This window comes from Pseudoalteromonas sp. ABV4_021, from assembly GCF_056159365.1.
The window spans coordinates 1048849-1066822 of sequence record NZ_JBSWVB010000001.1 but is presented as its reverse complement, the minus strand read 5'-3'; the positions used below and the strand labels follow the sequence as shown (position 1 = coordinate 1066822).

Annotated in this window: 16 protein-coding genes; 9 read left to right on the top strand and 7 right to left on the bottom strand. The window is 41.1% G+C overall.

The genetic code is table 11. The annotated features are described in order from the left end of the window. The first annotated feature begins 129 nt into the window (after positions 1-129). The 5 genes from ACXAFE_RS05020 to ACXAFE_RS05000 all read left to right on the top strand — a co-directional run bounded on the left by ACXAFE_RS05020 (position 130) and on the right by ACXAFE_RS05000 (position 4908). Positions 130-966 (top strand): MipA/OmpV family protein, encoded by an 837-nt coding sequence (locus tag ACXAFE_RS05020; protein ID WP_475149474.1) that lies wholly within the window; start codon positions 130-132, stop codon positions 964-966. Beyond that, positions 956-1381, top strand: a complete 426-nt coding sequence (locus ACXAFE_RS05015; protein ID WP_475149471.1) for a DUF3019 domain-containing protein — start codon at positions 956-958, stop codon at positions 1379-1381. The genes ACXAFE_RS05020 and ACXAFE_RS05015 overlap by 11 nt, the downstream gene beginning before the upstream one ends. Then, positions 1381-2079 (top strand): response regulator, encoded by a 699-nt coding sequence (locus ACXAFE_RS05010; RefSeq protein WP_054978388.1) that lies wholly within the window; start codon positions 1381-1383, stop codon positions 2077-2079. The genes ACXAFE_RS05015 and ACXAFE_RS05010 overlap by 1 nt, the downstream gene beginning before the upstream one ends. Before the next feature lie 3 nt (positions 2080-2082). Continuing rightward, positions 2083-3393: an ATP-binding protein gene (locus tag ACXAFE_RS05005; RefSeq protein ID WP_475149470.1), complete on the top strand. Its 1311-nt coding sequence runs from the start codon at positions 2083-2085 to the stop codon at positions 3391-3393. A 165-nt stretch (positions 3394-3558) separates the two neighbouring features. Then, positions 3559-4908 carry a sodium-dependent transporter gene (locus ACXAFE_RS05000; protein ID WP_475149468.1) on the top strand — a complete coding sequence of 450 codons (1350 nt, stop codon included), beginning with the start codon at positions 3559-3561 and terminating at the stop codon, positions 4906-4908. Positions 4909-4988: 80 nt separating this feature from the next. On the opposite strand, the gene ACXAFE_RS04995 is transcribed toward ACXAFE_RS05000, so the two are convergent. Both ACXAFE_RS04995 and ACXAFE_RS04990 read right to left on the bottom strand, forming a co-directional pair. Continuing rightward, positions 4989-5444: a GNAT family N-acetyltransferase gene (locus ACXAFE_RS04995; RefSeq protein WP_475149465.1), complete on the bottom strand. Its 456-nt coding sequence runs from the start codon at positions 5442-5444 to the stop codon at positions 4989-4991. A 50-nt stretch (positions 5445-5494) separates the two neighbouring features. Beyond that, positions 5495-6238: a sporulation protein gene (locus ACXAFE_RS04990; protein WP_475149462.1), complete on the bottom strand. Its 744-nt coding sequence runs from the start codon at positions 6236-6238 to the stop codon at positions 5495-5497. Between the two features lie 214 nt (positions 6239-6452). On the opposite strand from ACXAFE_RS04990, the gene ACXAFE_RS04985 reads away from it, so the two are divergent. From ACXAFE_RS04985 to ACXAFE_RS04970, 4 genes are all read left to right on the top strand, one after another. Next, positions 6453-8033: a cation:proton antiporter domain-containing protein gene (locus tag ACXAFE_RS04985; RefSeq protein WP_475149458.1), complete on the top strand. Its 1581-nt coding sequence runs from the start codon at positions 6453-6455 to the stop codon at positions 8031-8033. Between the two features lie 101 nt (positions 8034-8134). Beyond that, positions 8135-8386, top strand: coding sequence for a hypothetical protein (locus tag ACXAFE_RS04980; RefSeq protein WP_475149455.1), 252 nt, complete (start codon positions 8135-8137; stop codon positions 8384-8386). A gap of 38 nt (positions 8387-8424) precedes the next feature. Then, positions 8425-8640, top strand: coding sequence for a DUF3820 family protein (locus ACXAFE_RS04975; RefSeq protein ID WP_010560496.1), 216 nt, complete (start codon positions 8425-8427; stop codon positions 8638-8640). 17 nt (positions 8641-8657) lie between these two features. Next, the gene (locus tag ACXAFE_RS04970) at positions 8658-10112 is read left to right on the top strand and encodes an aminoacyl-histidine dipeptidase (RefSeq protein ID WP_475149452.1); all 1455 of its coding nucleotides are present in this window, start codon (positions 8658-8660) and stop codon (positions 10110-10112) included. 31 nt (positions 10113-10143) lie between these two features. Here the strand turns inward: ACXAFE_RS04970 and ACXAFE_RS04965 are convergent, their stop codons facing one another. From ACXAFE_RS04965 to ACXAFE_RS04945, 5 genes are all read right to left on the bottom strand, one after another. Continuing rightward, positions 10144-11160 carry a sterol desaturase family protein gene (locus ACXAFE_RS04965; protein ID WP_475149450.1) on the bottom strand — a complete coding sequence of 339 codons (1017 nt, stop codon included), beginning with the start codon at positions 11158-11160 and terminating at the stop codon, positions 10144-10146. A gap of 52 nt (positions 11161-11212) precedes the next feature. After that, complete coding sequence (locus ACXAFE_RS04960) at positions 11213-13393, bottom strand: TonB-dependent receptor family protein (protein WP_475149447.1); 2181 nt, start codon at positions 13391-13393, stop codon at positions 11213-11215. 9 nt (positions 13394-13402) lie between these two features. After that, positions 13403-14686, bottom strand: coding sequence for an imelysin family protein (locus ACXAFE_RS04955; protein WP_475149444.1), 1284 nt, complete (start codon positions 14684-14686; stop codon positions 13403-13405). 92 nt (positions 14687-14778) lie between these two features. Beyond that, positions 14779-16566, bottom strand: a complete 1788-nt coding sequence (locus ACXAFE_RS04950; RefSeq protein ID WP_475149441.1) for a DUF4856 domain-containing protein — start codon at positions 16564-16566, stop codon at positions 14779-14781. Positions 16567-16731: 165 nt separating this feature from the next. Further along, complete coding sequence (locus ACXAFE_RS04945; RefSeq protein WP_475149437.1) at positions 16732-17973, bottom strand: ATP-binding protein; 1242 nt, start codon at positions 17971-17973, stop codon at positions 16732-16734. Between the last annotated feature and the right edge of the window lies 1 nt (position 17974).

The window sequence follows — 17974 nt, the reverse complement described above, 5'->3', positions numbered from 1 at the left end:
TTTTAAATATTTTGTTTGTCCAAGCTGAACAACTACATTTTTTTACATGTGAACTACACATTTATACATATAATACGTATTTTATTAAACAGCATTTAGCCACAGATCTGTACAACTATAATTATTACAATGAACAAAATTACAATTTCACTTCTTATTTTGAGCACCTTGCTTGCGACGCCCTGCCTTGCTAGTAATCGGCTTTATGCAGACAACACACTCGAGGCAAGTGATGGATTCACGTGGGATTGGAGTTTTGGTGCTGGCTACTATGTCGATAAACACTATTTACAAGGTGTGGACTATCAAGATGGTTTTGAATTAAACATCAATGTTGCCATCAACTACGACAAATTTTATTTTGATGTTGATAACTCACAGCTTTCAGGTGGCTTGACGATTGGTTACAACCTCGTTGATAAGTATGACTGGAGTCTCGATTTATTCGCGATTAATGCCCATGAAGGTTTTGATGAAACTGGCACTTTTTACGACGACGATTTAGTATCTGAACTACGCGGTGTGACAGAACGTGAAGATGATTTCAACGCAGGTCTTCGCCTTACCCGTAAAGAAAAAACCCACCAGTTATCGTTAGAAATTCTCCACGACATTTCAGGTGCACACAAAAGCCTTTGGGCAAGTGGTTTTATTAGTACGATTCAAGATTATCGCAATTGGGAATTTCGTGTTGGCTCGGGCCTAAATATTTATTCATCGGATTTCACCGGTTATTACTTTGGCGTAGATGCCAACGAAACAATCGCCGGATTTAGGCCACAGTACAACCCAAGTGCCGCTTACAGCCTAACCTTTGAAATTCACGCCGAATACCCAATTAACGAAGATTGGGTGTTTCTTGGTGGCTGGTTATCCTCTTGGTATTCCAAGGAAATTAGCAACAGCCCATTAATCTCTAACAGCTTGCGACACAAAGCTAAGGTTGGCATACGCTATGTATTTTAACCTTAAATTTGTCCTTATTAAGCTCAAGCTCATTGCGTTATTTTTCTTCGCGAGCATATGTTTTGCCGACGCCGAAAAGAACGTCAATTTGCCACTATCGAATCCTGAACTGGCCATTTTCCCAGAAAAATGTGTGGCATTGCGTCAAGGAAAGCACTGTTACACCAAATTAAAGTTCCAGTGGCATGCGCCGGTTAGAGGCGATTATTGTATTCGCACAGTAAACGATAAAAAACTGATTCGCTGCTGGTATAGCAGTACCTTTGGTGAATTAGACAGTGAGTTTAACTCGCCAGAAGCAGTGCAATACGAATTAGTTGAAATTAGCTCAGGGCAAATAAGCAAGCCCGTAGAAATGAAAGTAAATTGGGTATACACCAATAAGCGAAAAAAACGTCGGTGGAGACTGTTTTAATGGATATAGCAAAAAAAATACTATTAGTTGAAGATGACACATCGCTAGCACAATGGGTAAGTGAGTACCTAGTTGAGCAAGGCTTTGACGTTGTTTTGTGTCATCGTGGTGACGAGGCTGTGCAGGCAGTAAAAAAACATAACCCCGATTTAGTATTACTTGATTTAATGTTGCCAGGTAAGGATGGCATGAGTGTTTGTCGCGATTTACGTATTTTCTATCATCAGCCAATTATTATGATGACCGCTAAAGGTGATGAAATTGATGAAGTACTTGGCTTGGAAGTTGGCGCAAGTGATTATGTCATCAAACCTGTGCGCCCGCGTGTTTTACTTGCGCGTATTAATGCAGTAATGCGTGAAAAACAAGGGGGCTCGGACGCCAATTCTGATGAGATCAGCATTGGAAGTTTACAAATCGACACCTTGTCACGCGACGTATTTTTAGATGGTACTAAACTCGCCCTTTCAAATGCAGAATATTCCTTGTTGTTTTACTTGGCATCTAATGCGGATCAAATTCTCGACCGCGATAGCGTGTTTTTAGCGACCAAAGGTAGAGAATACGACGGCTTAGACCGCAGCGTTGATGTGCTTATTTCTGCACTTCGTAAAAAAATTGGCGACGACCCACAAAGCCCAAATAAAATAAAAACCATTTGGGGTAAAGGTTATTTGTTCGTAAGCCAAGCTTGGTAGTTAATGAAAAAGCTTTATATTAGCCTGATCACAGGCGCACTGATTTCATCATTTATTCTTGGTTGGTTGATTGATTCATTAAGTGCGCCTCCGAGTACTCACGATAATTTTAAAGTTGAAAAGCAAATACTTGCAGGCGTAGTTGCTGAAATAAGCCATCACCCTAAAAGCGAACACGAAGCCTTTTTAAAACGCTTCACCCAAGCGAGTCATTTTAGCTTGAGTTACCACAGCAATAGCGAGCTTGCGTTGCCCCGTGAACTGCACGGAGAATTACTGGTGCCCGGCGGTATTACCCTAGAAGACGAATTAGGTTTTTACTTGATTCAAACAAGTGCTGCATTAGCCGATAGCCATATTCAGTTGCGTGTTGAAAAGCCGCCAATGCCAACTAATCGTACCGATCTCTTTTTAACCGTTGGTTTTTATCTAGGCATTTGCATTTTTATGTGGTGGTGGCTCGCACCGCTCACCAAACGATTAAGTCTGCTAAATAAGGCCACCGCACAGTTTGCCAATGGCAACCTCGATGCGCGTATTAACTTAACCGGGCTAAGCTATATTCGTGAGCTAGAAACCAGCTACAACCGCATGGCCGACCAAATACAGCAGCTGATCGAAGAAAACCAACTACTCGCGTCCAGTATGTCGCACGATATCCGCACTCCCCTAGCGTGTTTACGGTTTGGCTTAGATGCCGCGATAGATACCAAAGATCCAACTAAAATTCAGCATTACCTTGAACGCATGGAAAACGACTTAGACCAAATGGAATCCATGCTCAACAGCTATTTAGAGTACGCGACCCTTGAGCAAAAATCGTATCAAATATCACCGACGGCCATCACCAGTACTGAGCTATTTGATAACTGTTTTTATCAAGTTGAACCTAAACTCAATGCGCAATCTATCAAACTGGAAATAAAATCAGATACCCAGCAGCTCTATGTGGATCCGCACTGGTTAGCCCGCGCCATTGTTAATTTGCTAAGTAACGCCGCTGATTTTGCAAAAACTACTATTACCATTAGCACTACACAAACCCACGCTGACACGTTTATTGAAATTGAAGACGATGGTCCAGGTATTGATGAAGCAAACCTAGATAACGTATTAAAGCCCTTCTTCCAGCAAGAAAGTCACCGTAACCGCGCGGCCAAAAACTATGGCCTTGGGCTTGCTATCGTAGCAAAAGTCATCGCATGGCATTTCGGCGATATTAAAGTATCCCGCTCAAAAGAACTCGGCGGTGCAAAATTTACTTTACGCTTGCCACATCGCTGCCATTTAAAGAACAAGACCAGCTCATGGTAGCCCGCTCGCCCTTTTACAAATTACGCAACTATTGCATTTAACAATTTAGCGAATTTCATTGTTTACATTTTTTTAATCTTATTGATCTAAATCAAGCGAACTCACTCTATTAATTTATTTCAATTTACAGTAGATTGGGCGGCAAACTAATAACGAGAAAAATATATGAGTGCTTCACGTGGAGAGTTTTCCTCTCGACTAGGATTTATCATGGCAGCAGCAGGCAGTGCTGTTGGTCTTGGCAATATTTGGGGCTTCCCAACACAAACGGCAACTAATGGTGGCGCAGCGTTCGTATTAATGTATTTAATATTAGCGTTTTGCCTAGCATATCCTGCATTTATGGCTGAAATTCTAATTGGGCGATACGGCCAAGCGAATGCTGTAACGTCTCTTGAAAAACTTTCTCGTACCCAAACACAAAAACGGTTTGCATTTATTGTCGGTTTTGGCGGCATTGTCTGTGCAGCGCTTATTTTAAGCTTTTACGGTATTTTAGCCGGTTGGATGACATCTTACGCCGTAGAGGCAGGTGCAACCATCGTTGGTGCTACCAGCGTCGCAGAGTGGGCTATTAGCGATAGCGTAGCACGCAATATTTTCTTCTGTGCAATTTTTATGTTTTTAACCGTGATTATTATTCGTAATGGTGTAGAAGATGGCATAGAGAAATGGTCTAAACGTTTAATGCCTGCAATGATTGCTCTACTTATTTTACTGATCATCTATGTATTAACCCTAGATGGCGCAGACAAAGGATTAGAAGCTTACCTTAACCCGGATATTTCGCGAGTGCTTGATCCTGACTTGCTAATTAGTGCACTTGGCCAAGCGTTCTTTTCACTGTCGTTGGGCACCAGCGTAATGGTGATCTATGGTTCATATATTTCGAAAAAAGAAAATATGGTTACCATCGGCGCACAAGTAACATTTATTGACGTATCGATTGCATTTTTAGCAGGTCTTTTAGTCATTCCAGCAATGTACGTTGCATTGGAACAAGGCGTACAAATTTTTGCTGAGGACGGTTCACTGCTAGCAGGCCCAACTCTGGTATTCCAAGTATTGCCAAGTTTATTTGACTCTATGGGTCAACTGGGTGTGTTTGTTGGTTTGGCATTCTTTATCCTGATGTCGATTGCTGCACTTACGTCGTCAATATCGATGTTAGAAGGCCCTGTATCTTATCTTGTTGAGCGCCATAATATTGAGCGTAAAACCGCGACTACGTGGACTGGTATTGGTATTTTAGCAATCAGCTTTGTGATTATTTTTAACATCGGTACGATGCTCGACTTTGTGGCAACATTGGCAACAGAATATGGTCAGCCAATTATCGCAATGTTCTGCTGTGTATTCGCAGGCTGGATTTGGCAACGAAACTCACTTGTTGAAGAAATTAAACAAGGTAATGAAGACGTTGAATCAGGCGTGTTCTGGAAAATCTGGCCATGGTACACAAAATTTGTGTGTCCGCTCGCTATTGCGGCGGTATTTATTCATTCATTTACCTAATCATCTAAAGGCATAAACAGATAAATAAAAAGCCGATGTGTATTCATCGGCTTTTTACTTTTAGGCTCTTAGCAAATTTTTTACAAAACCGCTTTCATATGAATGTGCGGAATACCATCTTCGAGGTATTCTTGCCCGTCTACTTGAAAGCCAAGTTCAGTGTAAAACTCGGTTAAATAACACTGCGCTGATAATTCAATGCCTTGCTCAGGCCAATGTGAAATGCATATATCTTTGGCAAGCGACACAATAGCGTGTGCAAGCCCTTTACCCCGCGCCTCTTTTTTAACGAGCACTCGACCAATCGCCGCGCTGTTCTCATAGTTAATTTTTGGCGCTAAACAACGCGCATAGGCAACAACGTCATTATCGTCATAACCAATAATATGCTGGGTTTGCGGCTCGCAATCTAACCCATCAAGCTCTTCATACGGGCAGTTTTGTTCAACTACAAAGACATCAACGCGCAACTTTAAAATGGCGTAGAGCTCTTTCGTTGTGAGTTCATTAAATGTTTTACTATAAAATTTTGTCATTATGCACCCAATAAAAAAGGGGCCTCAGCCCCTTAGATAATTATCTTCGCTTAGCTGAAAATATGTTCTAGCTGATCGCAGATTTGGCTCAGGTTGACCTCATCATGCTCAATGGTCAAATCAGCGTAACCATCTGAGCCAAACATTCGGTCTACTTCAATTAACACATGAGTTTTCAATGCCTCAGGCACAAATGACAACTCAACTTCCTTCGGACCAAATACTTTTAGGCCAGCAGGCTTATATTCAAGCTCTTGATAACACCCTGATGTGGAATTGAAATTAGACGTACGTAAATAGCCTTTTTCAACATCGCTTTTAACCAATTTATAGCCCAGCTTTTCCATTGCTAGCATAAAGGTTTTTACCGCTTCATTTGGGTATACATAAACTGGATCGCGGTCGGTTGCATCTAGCGCAAAATCAATATTTAAACCAGTCGCTATCCAAACTACGCTTTGATTAATGCCCTGTGATATTTCGGTAATTGGCGTTTCTGAGTGCAAACGCGCTTCAAATGGAATACGTAATTCTTCACCTGGCTGTAATGTTCTTTGATCGACAATCGACCATTTATCTAACACATGATCTGCAAAATACTCGCCTTCGTCTGACTCTACTTTAACCTTAGTCATTAAGGCTAACTCTAATCCTGAAATATCTTGCTCTACATCCCCTGCTGTTATGATAACTTCTGCTGAAAATTTTTGCCCTGGCAGTAAATGCTCAGTATGTAGCACGGTATCCACTTTTGCCGCACCAATACCGATAGATGCGAGAACTTTTTTGAACATATAACTCACCTTGTTCTTTATACTTATACTGCATATTAACCATAAAAATATTAATTTGTCAGTTAAAAGTTATACTTGTTAAAAGTTGATTACATTTTAGTTTAGATTGCACCTTTGATTGGCTTACGCCGAGCGTATTTCGTAGCACAGCACGGTGTTTTTAGATAGACTAAGAAAAGCCTTACTATTTAACTGAGAATTAGAAAAATACTCTATGGAATTATTGTTTTACGCAACAGCCTTTATTTGCGGCTTCATTATTTTACAGTTTAAATTACCACCGCTGATAGGCTTCTTATGTGCCGGTTTTGTGCTTAATCTTGCGGGGTATCAAAGTACCGAGTTGCTTGAAACAATGGCTAATCTAGGCGTGACCTTACTGCTATTTAGCATTGGCCTAAAATTAAAAATTGGCAATCTAATAAAAGCCCAAGTTTGGGGGCCTGCAACCTTACATATTGTAATGTGTAGCGTGTTGTTTTGGGCAGCTTTACTAGGCCTTAGCTGGTTAAAACTGCCTCTATTTTCTGAATTATCGAGTCAATCCGCGGCCATTTTGGCATTTGCCCTAAGCTTTTCATCTACCGTTTTCGCCGTAAAAGTACTTGAAGAACGCGGTGAAATGGCCAGCTTACACGGTAAAGTCGCCATCGGTATTTTGGTAATGCAAGATATCTTTGCTGTTGTTTTCTTAGCGATTAGCACAGGTAAGTTGCCAAACTATTGGGCGATAGCATTGGTACTCGCCTTACCACTTATCAGACCCGCATTTTACTGGATGCTTGCGCGTTCAAAGCACGGTGAAGTGCTCCCACTATTTGGTTTTTTCTTTGCGTTAGTGGTTGGCTATCACGCATTTGAATTTGCGGGCTTAAAAGGTGATTTAGGTGCACTGATTATCGGTATGATTTTAGCGCCACATAAAAAGGCAAGCGAACTCTCTAAGGCACTATTAAGCTTTAAAGATCTCTTCTTAGTAGGGTTCTTTTTAACGATTGGCCTCAATGCCGAGCTCACGCTAAATGCACTCTTAGTTGCCGCGGTTTTAATTATTGTGTTACCACTTAAAGTGTTACTTTATTACCTATTTACTAACGCTTTTCATTTGCGTGCGCGTACTTCTCTACTCGGCGCATTTTCGTTATCAAACTACAGTGAATTTGGCTTGATTGTCTGTGCGCTTGCTGTGTCGAGCGGCTGGTTAACGAGCGAATGGCTCGCAGTACTTGCAATTGCGGTATCCATAACCTTTATTATTGCGTCACCGCTTAATAACAAATCAAATGAGCTTTACGTAAAATATGAGAATTTCTTACTGCGCTTTGAATCGAGTAAACGCTTAGCCGAAGAAATGCCGGTTAACTTAAACAAAGCGAAAATCTTGATCTTTGGTATGGGTCGTGTTGGTACCGGTGCCTATGAAACAATTGCGCAAAGTTACCCTGAATCGGTCGCTGGTGTAGATATTAATCCTGACACAGTAGAAAAGCATATCAAGCGCGATCGGTTTGCCATTTTAGCCGATGCCACCGATCCCGATTTTTGGAACCGCATTAACCACTCAGACGTAGAAATGGTAATGTTAGCCATGCCAAAACACGCGCAAAACTTGTATGCCCTTGAGCAGCTAAAAGCGTCGGGCTTCTCTGGACAAGTAACTGCAATCGCCAATTACCGCGACCAGCAAAGGGAGCTCGAAGATATGGGCGTTCATTCTACCTTTAACTTCTACTTAGAAGCTGGTAGCGGTTTTGCTGAACACGTAAAAGAAAAGGTATTTTCTAAAGCGAGCTAGCATAAACCACTCAGTATGATTACGTTCATTTACATTTTTGTAACACTTTAATCGTTATTCAGAGTAATATTTACCTATCTATTACTCTGAATGACGTGACTATGCAGCAAGATCCTAAAAAAACCGCATTATCACCCGAAATGCGTGATTTTATCAGCAATGAACTTAAACACCTTGATTCAGACTTAGCCAAGCGCACATTTTACTTTTTACTGCTTGATAAATACGCGGTGCCAAAAACCCATGCTCTGCGTAATAACCCGCAACATCATTTACCTGTAAATCAACTCGATAATTTATTGCGAGAAAAAGGGTTCACGCCCTCAAAACCAGTCAAAATTAATTGCCATTAAGGTATACTAGCTGAGACTTTCACAACCTCACTTTATTTATGCTCGCAGATAAACACGCTTTATTGGAAGCAATCAATCAGCCTATGCCGTTTGGTAAATATGCTGGCTGTCCGCTCTTAAAATTACCAGAGCCCTACCTTGTTTGGTTTAAACAAAAAGGCTTCCCTGAGGGAAAACTTGGACAGCAACTTGCGTTAATTTATGAAGTGAAACGTAATGGCCTCGAAAAAGTGTTAATGCCATTACTTAATTAATATTCAAGGAACACCCTGTGACTCAACTTTCTCAATTATCGCCGCAACCATTATGGCAAATTTTCGAAAAAATCTGCAGCATTCCACACCCGAGTAAACACGAGCAGAAAATTTCTGCGTGGATCCAACAATTCGCTGCCGAGCTTGGTCTTGATGTTAAAGAAGACAAAGTAGGCAACTTAATTATTAAAAAACCTGCAACAATCGGTATGGAAAATCGCAAAGGTGTGATTTTACAAGCGCATATGGACATGGTGCCGCAAAAAAACAATGACAAAGAGCACGACTTTATCAACGATCCAATTGAAGCTTATGTAGATGGTGAATGGGTAACAGCAAATGGCACAACATTAGGTGCAGATAACGGCATTGGCCTTTCGGCAAGCCTTGCTGTTTTAGCCAGTAAAGATATTCAGCATGGTCCACTTGAAGTACTCGTTACCATAGACGAAGAAGCTGGCATGACAGGTGCTTTCGGCCTTGAAGCAGGTTGGTTAGAAGGCGATATTTTACTGAACACTGACTCAGAAGATGAAGGCGAGGTTTACATGGGCTGCGCAGGCGGTATTGATGTAAACATTGAGCTGCCAATCGAATGGGAAGCGACAGGTACAACTAAATCAGCTGTTAACGTATCGCTCAACGGTTTAAAAGGTGGCCATTCGGGTGTTGATATTCACTTAGGTCGCGCAAACGCAAATAAACTGTTGGTCCGTGCATTAAGTTTATTAGATATCGACTTTGCCATTGCCAACTTACAAGGCGGATCACTGAGAAACGCAATTCCACGTGAAGCAGAAGTAACGCTAGTAATTGATGGCCAAGATAAAGACACGCTAGTTAATGCCCTTAAAGATATCAATTCACTGTTTTTAGCGGAACTAAGTAAAGTTGAGCCAAATATTTTTCTATCGGTTGCTGATGCACCATTACCCGAAAAACAACTTGCTAACGTATCGCAGTCAGCGGTAATCAATAGCATAAATGGTTGTGTGAACGGCGTTATTCGCATGAGTGACACCATCGACGGCATCGTTGAAACATCGACCAATTTAGGTGTTGTTTTAACAAACGAAAACGCTGTTAGCGTAAAGTGTTTGGTTCGCTCATTAATCGATTCTGCCCGCACTAATACGCAAAATATGATTGCATCAACATTTGCCGTTGCAGGTGCGAGCGTTACTTTCACAGGTGCGTACCCTGGCTGGGAGCCAAAAGACGATTCTGAGATTAAAGATATTTTACGTGAAACCTATCAAGGTATGTTTGGCACATTACCTAAAATTATGGTGATCCATGCAGGGCTTGAATGTGGCTTGTTTAAGGATGCTTACCCACATTGGGATATGGTGTCGTTTGGACCGACGATTCGTTTTCCACATTCGCCAGATGAAAAAGTGAAAATCGATACCGTTGAGCCGTTTTTCAACTTACTTGTTGAAGTACTCGGTAATATTCCGAATAAAAACTAAATTTCGTCCACACGTTATAAAAAACCGAGCCTTAAATGCTCGGTTTTTTGTCATTGGTGACCTTGCTTTTATTCGGCGCTATTTTATTTATACCTTTTTTCGCGCTTATTTTTAGCGATTTTGCGGACTCCAAAAACGGTTTACTATAAATCGCAAATAACGAATCATGGCCGCAATCATACTGCCCTACACCAATGGAAATCTTGCCAACTTCTGATGCTTTAATTAAGGTACCTGTCATACGGTCCCAAATAGCCAGTGCCGACCCCAAATTAGTATCAAAGTGTTTGGGGTTATCACTGTGGTGGATTTGATGTTGTGCAGGGCTAATAAAAATCCCTTCCAGCTTATCGCCCCACGACAACCAAATATGTGAGTGGCGTAAATTTGCGCCAAAAACGTTAAACAAAAACACAAACACATTGGCACCTAACACATCAAACATACTAATTGCATCGGCAAATAAATAGTAGCCTATACCCACTGCGGTTCCTTGTACGATTGCCATACGGCAAGCGTATAAATAACTCTCCACAGGGTGAGAACGATAAATAGTAAATGGCGTAAGTACTTTTGCGCTGTGATGTACTTTATGAAATTCCCATAAAAACGGTATTTTATGCAGAGCGTAATGCAGTAAGAAACGCGTTAAGTCATCAATAATAAAGAGTAGAAAAGTGAAAATAGTGATTACTTGCCACTTGGCCAATGCCAACGGCTCTGTGCGACCGAACAGCCACTCTAAAGCGTCGCTTAGCGCAATTGCTATCGGCGCCATTGTTAATACAATAGGGCCAAACATTAAGGCTTTAATCAATTTATTAACTACCCACAAGGCATAATCTTGCTTGGCACTTTTTGCTAACCAAACTGATTTTGGGAATAAGAATTTAAAAAAGCCTAACGTTGTACGCTGTTTTGTTGCAGCAAAATACACCGGCAGCGCTAACGCCACCGCACTTAACAAATAAAGGTAAAAAATACGTTTATTCGCATCGCTAAAATAACGCGGTAGTTCGCTTAAACTTGTTGAAAATATCTCTAACACAGCAGTTCCTACAAAAAAGGGGCCGATAGCCCCTTATTCGCAATGCCAAAGCTTAAAACTGGTATTTGTAACCAATTACAAACTGTCTTGGCTTATTTGGTCTTGCACCATACGGGCGGCGACTAATAATGTACGCTTCATCAGTTAGGTTATCAACCTTACCGTAAATGCGGCCATATTGACCAAGATCATACGATGCGGATACATCTACGATAACGCTCGACTCGGTTTTAAAGCCCGATAACGTAACATTATCACCTGCGGCTTCATCCATTTCGCTTACGTATTTAACGATTAAATTGGTTTCCCAATTATTCGCCGCTAAACCGATTTCAAAGTTCAATTGATGTTCAGGTAAATACTGTACTGAGTCGCCATCCGAAATATCACCCCACTGTTCAAAATCTGATTCAAAGCTTTCTAAAAATTCAGATTTGGTATAGGTGTAAGTGAAGCTATATGGCATATCAAATTGTGTACTGATTGGATAGCTTTGGCGTAATTGCGCTTCCAAGCCATACACATTCACTTCGCCACCGTTAAACTCGCGGTCAAGGTCGCCTTGATTACCACAGCTTGATTGTGAGCAGCTTTCTTTTAAGTTGCTGTAATCATTAAAAAAGCTAACTAGTTCGATATTAGTTGCGCCATCGTTAAAACGGCCACCAAACTCATAGTTAATGCTTTTCTCAACTTTAACATCAAATGCCTGTTGCGGACTGCTTGGCACAAAACCTTGATGCACACCAAATAATACGCCTGCGTTTTCTGTCACTTGATAAAAACCGCTCGCGCCAGGTAGCCAAATTTGAGTCGATTTACGTTGCCAATCGTCTCTGTCTACAAGGTCGGTGTAGTACATATCCATATCTTCGCCACGTACACCTGCAGACACCGTTAAGTTGCCAAGTTTTACCGTGTCTTCAATATAAACTGAAAGCGCTTCAGTATTTTCGATATTGGTTGTGGTAAATACTTTATCAGCAGCTGTTTTTTCAGCGTAACCATCAAGCATCTGATAGTTTTCACTAAAGTGCTTACGTTCAATTTCATCTTCATGATAACGCACGCCGAATGCTAGCTTATGGTCTAAACCACCAAGTGAAAATTCGTAATCGGCATCAATTTGAATACCCTGTGAATAGTATTCGCGGTCATTGGTACCCATAACTAAGAACATTGATGTTTCACCATCTAGCACCGAGTTTTGCTCACCGGTTATAACGGCATATTCTCGTTCATGTAATTCTGGGTTTGTCATAATTGCCGACAAACTTGCATTTGAACTTGTTAAGCCGCCTAATTTTCGCCAAGCACGCTCGTAATCATTACGGTAAATACGCGTTGTGGCAGAGAACGCATCGTTAGATAGATTATGGGTAAACATAATTTGCGTATGCTCAGTGTCCATATTCGCAGGTTGGGAAGCCGCGTAGCGACGATACGGATTTGCATTAAAGTCCGCATCCGTTAACCCTAGGTAAGTTTCATCTGAGTTTTCATCTGCATAGGAAAGCTTAAGTTCAAAACTTTGGTCAAACGCCTGTCCGTCTAACAAATATTTGGTTTTAATGAGTAAATCATTCTTTTTAAAGCCTGAATCACCACCGTTATCGATTTCTTTAAAACCATCCGCTTGTAAACGAACACCTTCTACTAGCACTGCCAAATTTTTGGCTACTTCAGTACCAAAATATCCGTGAGCTTTTTGATAGCCATCAGTGCCCGTTGCTAAATCCAAACCACCGGTCATTTCAAATGGCACTTGGCGCGTTACCATATTAAGCGTACCTGCAACCGTTTGCGGGCCGTGCTTAATTGCCGCAGGGCCTTTAAACACTTCTACTGCGGTCATACGCGTAGTGACTGGAAAATAGTATGCCGCCGGCGCTGAGTATGGCGCCGGACCAATTAACACACCGTCTTCTAAAATAGTTACTTTTTTACTACGCTCGGGTGTAACACCACGGAAGCCAATGTTTGGACGCAAGCCATAACCGTCTTCTTCACGAATATTTACGCCCGGTACTTTGGCTAAAATACGGTGAATATCATCGTATTCATATTTTTCGAGTTCAACTTCTGAAACAAGGGTTGCTGAACCTGACTCTGTGCGCAGTTTGTCACCATGACTAATAATGGTGATGTGCTCGATATCGTTTGCTTTGTTATCTTTTGCAACAACTGACGTTGCACAGCTTGCAATTGCTAATGCTAAAAGTGTTTTTTTCATAATAAAGCTCTAATCATTATCGCCGGCTGAAGATTTAGGTAATTCAAGCGCAAGTTTGTTAATAAAGTCATGTTTTAACTGATCGGTCACATCTTTTACTTTTGCGTGTGACGTTTCTACTTTGTCTTTTTCGTCAATCAGTGCTTGTTGCAACGAACCATTAATCGCATCTAACGCGGCATTTGATTGCTCAAGGCCAGTTAACATTGCGTCTTTAACGTCTGTGCCCTCTTCTTCTACAAGAAAATCATCAAAACCCGTGGTGTTATCTTGCACTATACCATTGCCAGTAAAGAGCTGTTCAAACGCAGCAAGGTTTGCTTTGATATTAACAAGCGATTGCGCCGCTATCGGTGATTCAACATCTTGAGGACACGCTTCTAAACCACACGAGTTACTTTCGTAACCCAGCGGTAATGCTAATTTTTGATCTTTTAGTTCTTCAGTAAGATAGAAAAGTGCATCGGAAATTACATTAACCGCCGCATGCACGCTATCAAAACTACTGCCAACTTCACCGGCATTTTTTAACGTCATTGCATAACCATTGTCACCATTCCATTTATCAAGTAACACTTGGCTGTTATCAACTAAATCGCTGGCAACTTCAACAGCGAACTCACAGCGCGCGATACGACGTTCGCTATCACTGCGGTTATTCCAATCAGCAAGTGCATCATTCGCAATCGAACAGCTGTGATTTAGCTGTTCTGTGAATAGTAAATGTTCAAGGCTTACTAGACCACGACGCGTTGCGGTACGCTGTTTAATATCGTAAGGACGCGATGCATTTTTATTAATTACGCCGTCTTCAAAATACACGGTATCTTGGTCTACGCCACATAAGCTTTTAGCAGGCCAAGAGTAAATTAGGTTACGCAGTTCGCCTTCATTTTCTAATAGCGGCCCCATTTGCATCAGCTCTGCATGTTGCCAAAGTGCCGTTGTATCGCGCCAGCTAGTTTGCGCCGATGCTAATGCAGCTAAACGTTGCTGTTCAGTTGCATCGCCTGCCATGGCTGCTTTTTCAACTGCACAATAGCTTTCAATGTTTTGTTTGTTTGCATTCGCTTGTTGATTAAACGAGGTAAATGTTGGCGTGATCACATTATCGACTAAGTTTGCCACTAACGCTTTTTCATCAAACGTTGTGCCGCCACCATTCCCTGGCTCGCTTGTACCGCCACCAAAATTTGGTCCCTGTGTACTTGAGGTATCTTCCGAACACGCTGCCAACGTCAATACTAATGATGTTGCCAATGCTATCGGTTTAAGTTTTGCGGATATCAACATAAAATTATCCTAAAATCTCGAATTATAAATACAGCAAAAGGTTAGTAACCGAAATTACTAACCTTTTATATCAATTTAAAGCGTTTTTTAAATTACCAGTTTTCTGAGTTCGCGTCTTCAAAATCAAACGCATCATCTAAAATATCGCGCGCTGCAATTAATTGTGCTTTGTACTGTGCAAATGCATCTGCGTCAGCAAGTACTGGCATGTCGCCGAATAACTCATGCATTTCCACAAATTTTGCTTCACCTACCGTATCTTTTTTCGGGTTTAGTTCATGATTTGCAAACGGTGAATACGGGTTGAATTGGAAGTTCAGTGCGAAACCTTTCATTTCACCCCAATGCTTAGCGTAATCCGCGAATTCGGCTGATGTGTATTCGCCGTCTTCAATATTCTCAATATCAGCAATTACATCGTTAATGTAATGAACAACTGTCGCAGCAATTGCTTTTTCCCACGCATTTACGGCTTGGAAAACATGCTCGCGGAATTTTGCTTGATCGTCAGCTGAGAACTCGCTTAGGTCCGAACCATGGTTATCGGTAATCATTTTACGACCAGCAATAAAGTGAAGCATTGCCTGCGTTGTTAAGTCAGTTGTAACTGTTGCGCCAAGGTCACGTTTTGCTGCGTTTGAAGAGTTGCCCCACACAAACTCTGACGCTAGGTCGATTACACCATCACCATTAATATCATTTTTACCTTGGAAGTCTTCGCGACCGCCTTTTTTAGCAATTTCGCTGTCAGAGTATTCTAGATAGTTACGCGCCGCACCGAAGTAACCAAAGCCTTCATCAAATTGGTGCTCAAGAGCTGTGTATTTTGCTGACTCTTTCTGCGCTACTTTATTGTCTGTCTCAAGACCTTCACCAAGGTAGTCATCAGCGCCTTGTGAGAACATTAGCGCACCTAAGGTATGCTTTTGAACCAGTTGAACTAAATCCAAGCCTTCTGGTGTGATATATGCTTTTGAAATAGCAACACCGTTTGCATCTACTAGCGCTTCACCCGCGTTCACTTTTTCAATTTGAGCAATGAATAAGTCAAAATAGTGGAATACTAAGCCTTCAGGTGTGCTCGCTTGTTCGCCAAAGTTGTTCCAACCTTTAAAGTTGCCCGCAACATGCCAATCTTTATACATTTTTGATGTGTCACGACCTGCGATTTTACCGTTTTCACCACCTAGGTTTTTATCAGAAGATGAAATATCTGAGAAAAACTTTTGTTTATACGCAGACAGGTCATCGCCTAAGTGCGAAATCGGTGAATCTGCAATCGCCGCGTAGTCACTCCAAAGAGCGTTTAAGTTAGCGCGTACATCAGCAGCCATAATGTTATTAGTTTCAATGTATTCAACTGTCATTAAGCCCATGTAGTGCTTAATTTCTGCTGAAAGTGCGTGACGCGCTGTTTGACCTGTGTAAGAAACTGAAGAACCCTCACCTAGTTTTGAATTAAACTCATAGGTATTTACGCCGGCAACCGCATTAACATCAGCTACGTTAAGCGTTAAGTCTTTTGTAAAAGTTAAACCGCCTGCATCAGTTACAGTTACAGTTACAGTAATTTCTGTTTCTTGTTCAAAGTTAACCGCTAAATGATTTTTAACTTTAAGTTCGCCATCAATAATTTCAAAACGTTCGTCTGATACAGTGAAGGTTAGACCTGATGTTGCATCATCTGTTGCAGTTAGTGCACCAATAGCCGCGCCAAGTGTATCTTCAGCAATTGAAGATGCTGAGATTTGGATATCAGTTGGAGCTTGGTTTACAGGAGTTACAGTATCTTTTTTGCTATCGCTACCACCACAGCCAGTTAAGCCAAGAGACACAGCAAGCACAGCTGATGCTAACGCAGATTTACGAAAATTAATCATTATATGACCTATAGAGTAAAATTTTTATTAATGAAGATTTATAAACTAACGCTATTATAAACTTCAAAACCAATGAGAATCAATCTCATTTAGTTTATTTTAATGTTTTGTTTACAAAAATTCAGCATAGCAGGTTTATGCTGCATTAGTTTAGCTGAGATCAAATTAAGCTTTGTTTGGTAACGCAATTACAAAACATGCGCCTTTTAATGGGCCACTTTCAAGGTAACATTCACCTTCGTGCCAGTTTATGATTTTTTGCACGATTGCTAACCCTAAGCCAAACCCTTTGATTTTTTTATTTCGGCTTTTATCTAAACGGGTAAATGGTTTAAATACGTTTTCCCACTCGGATTGTTCAATGCCAGGACCATCATCAGCCACTTTAATAAAAATAGTATTTGAGGTTTGCGTCAACGTAACGATTACTTGCTGCTCTGCGTATTTCAGCGCATTACCAATAAAGTTCTGAATTGCGCGGCCAATGAAATGTGGGTCGGCGTTTAATTGAATAGCAGTATTTGCTTCAATTTTGATAGCAGTTGAGTGGTTAAAGCCAAGCTTTTGCACAAAGTGTTGTGTTTGCGCGACTACATCGTACAACTCAATATTAAGTTGTGGTTTTTCTCGTTCTAATTTTGCAAACTCCAGCATTTCACTCACTAGCGACTCTAGCTCTTGAATGTCGGACTGCATACCGTCAAAGTACGGCTTACTTTTATCGTCGCTTTGTGTTTGTTCCAACATCGCAATCGCAAATTTTAGCCGTGCTAATGGCGTTCTAAATTCGTGAGATACAGACGAGGTCAGTTCGCGCTGACTATCCAATAAGTGTTTTATACGCGCTTTCATCGCCATTAATGTTTGTTTTATTGGCAATAAGGCAGACTTGTCGTCACCGCTAATTTGTAAATCTTCTGGTGCGCTTATACTGTGACATGCTTTTTCTAACTGATTAAAATCACGCCATAGCCAATAACTCCAAGCCGCAACGGGTAAACCAATAACCAGCAACATAATAAAAAAAGGCCATACCGAATCGTAACTATTGGCATCAAAACGATACGGGCCAATTTTCAGTAATTCTTTATCATTTACCTGCAAGTACCAGATTACTTGCTGCGGGCCGTCAAATACTGGTACTGCTAATCCTTGCTCTAAATCAGCTGTTTGTTCTGGCAAAAATGCAACAAGATCAGACGAAATCACTTCGTTTTGATAAATGTCTTTGAGTTTAGTAATACCATTAGCTGTTTTTGCTAGTTGAGATATAGATTCAGTGACTTGCGGAGCAAGCGGTAGCGCATCTATGCCATTGGGTTCTGGCCATAGTTTCTCAAGCGCACCGCTAAGAACAAAAATAGAGATGATAATATAGGCGTATAAGCTAACAAATAACTTGCCCATT

What these genes read in the sequence shown, in the direction of transcription:
- ACXAFE_RS05005 (WP_475149470.1), top strand. Translation starts at nt 2,083, where the DNA reads ATGAAAAAGCTTTATATTAGCCTGATCACAGGCGCACTGATTTCATCA.
- ACXAFE_RS04980 (WP_475149455.1), top strand. Translation starts at nt 8,135, where the DNA reads ATGCAGCAAGATCCTAAAAAAACCGCATTATCACCCGAAATGCGTGAT.
- ACXAFE_RS05015 (WP_475149471.1), top strand. Translation starts at nt 956, where the DNA reads ATGTATTTTAACCTTAAATTTGTCCTTATTAAGCTCAAGCTCATTGCG.
- ACXAFE_RS04960 (WP_475149447.1), bottom strand. Translation starts at nt 13,393, where the DNA reads ATGAAAAAAACACTTTTAGCATTAGCAATTGCAAGCTGTGCAACGTCA.
- ACXAFE_RS04955 (WP_475149444.1), bottom strand. Translation starts at nt 14,686, where the DNA reads ATGTTGATATCCGCAAAACTTAAACCGATAGCATTGGCAACATCATTA.
- ACXAFE_RS04975 (WP_010560496.1), top strand. Translation starts at nt 8,425, where the DNA reads ATGCTCGCAGATAAACACGCTTTATTGGAAGCAATCAATCAGCCTATG.
- ACXAFE_RS05020 (WP_475149474.1), top strand. Translation starts at nt 130, where the DNA reads ATGAACAAAATTACAATTTCACTTCTTATTTTGAGCACCTTGCTTGCG.
- ACXAFE_RS05000 (WP_475149468.1), top strand. Translation starts at nt 3,559, where the DNA reads ATGAGTGCTTCACGTGGAGAGTTTTCCTCTCGACTAGGATTTATCATG.
- ACXAFE_RS04950 (WP_475149441.1), bottom strand. Translation starts at nt 16,566, where the DNA reads ATGATTAATTTTCGTAAATCTGCGTTAGCATCAGCTGTGCTTGCTGTG.
- ACXAFE_RS04995 (WP_475149465.1), bottom strand. Translation starts at nt 5,444, where the DNA reads ATGACAAAATTTTATAGTAAAACATTTAATGAACTCACAACGAAAGAG.
- ACXAFE_RS04985 (WP_475149458.1), top strand. Translation starts at nt 6,453, where the DNA reads ATGGAATTATTGTTTTACGCAACAGCCTTTATTTGCGGCTTCATTATT.
- ACXAFE_RS04945 (WP_475149437.1), bottom strand. Translation starts at nt 17,973, where the DNA reads ATGGGCAAGTTATTTGTTAGCTTATACGCCTATATTATCATCTCTATT.
- ACXAFE_RS05010 (WP_054978388.1), top strand. Translation starts at nt 1,381, where the DNA reads ATGGATATAGCAAAAAAAATACTATTAGTTGAAGATGACACATCGCTA.
- ACXAFE_RS04990 (WP_475149462.1), bottom strand. Translation starts at nt 6,238, where the DNA reads ATGTTCAAAAAAGTTCTCGCATCTATCGGTATTGGTGCGGCAAAAGTG.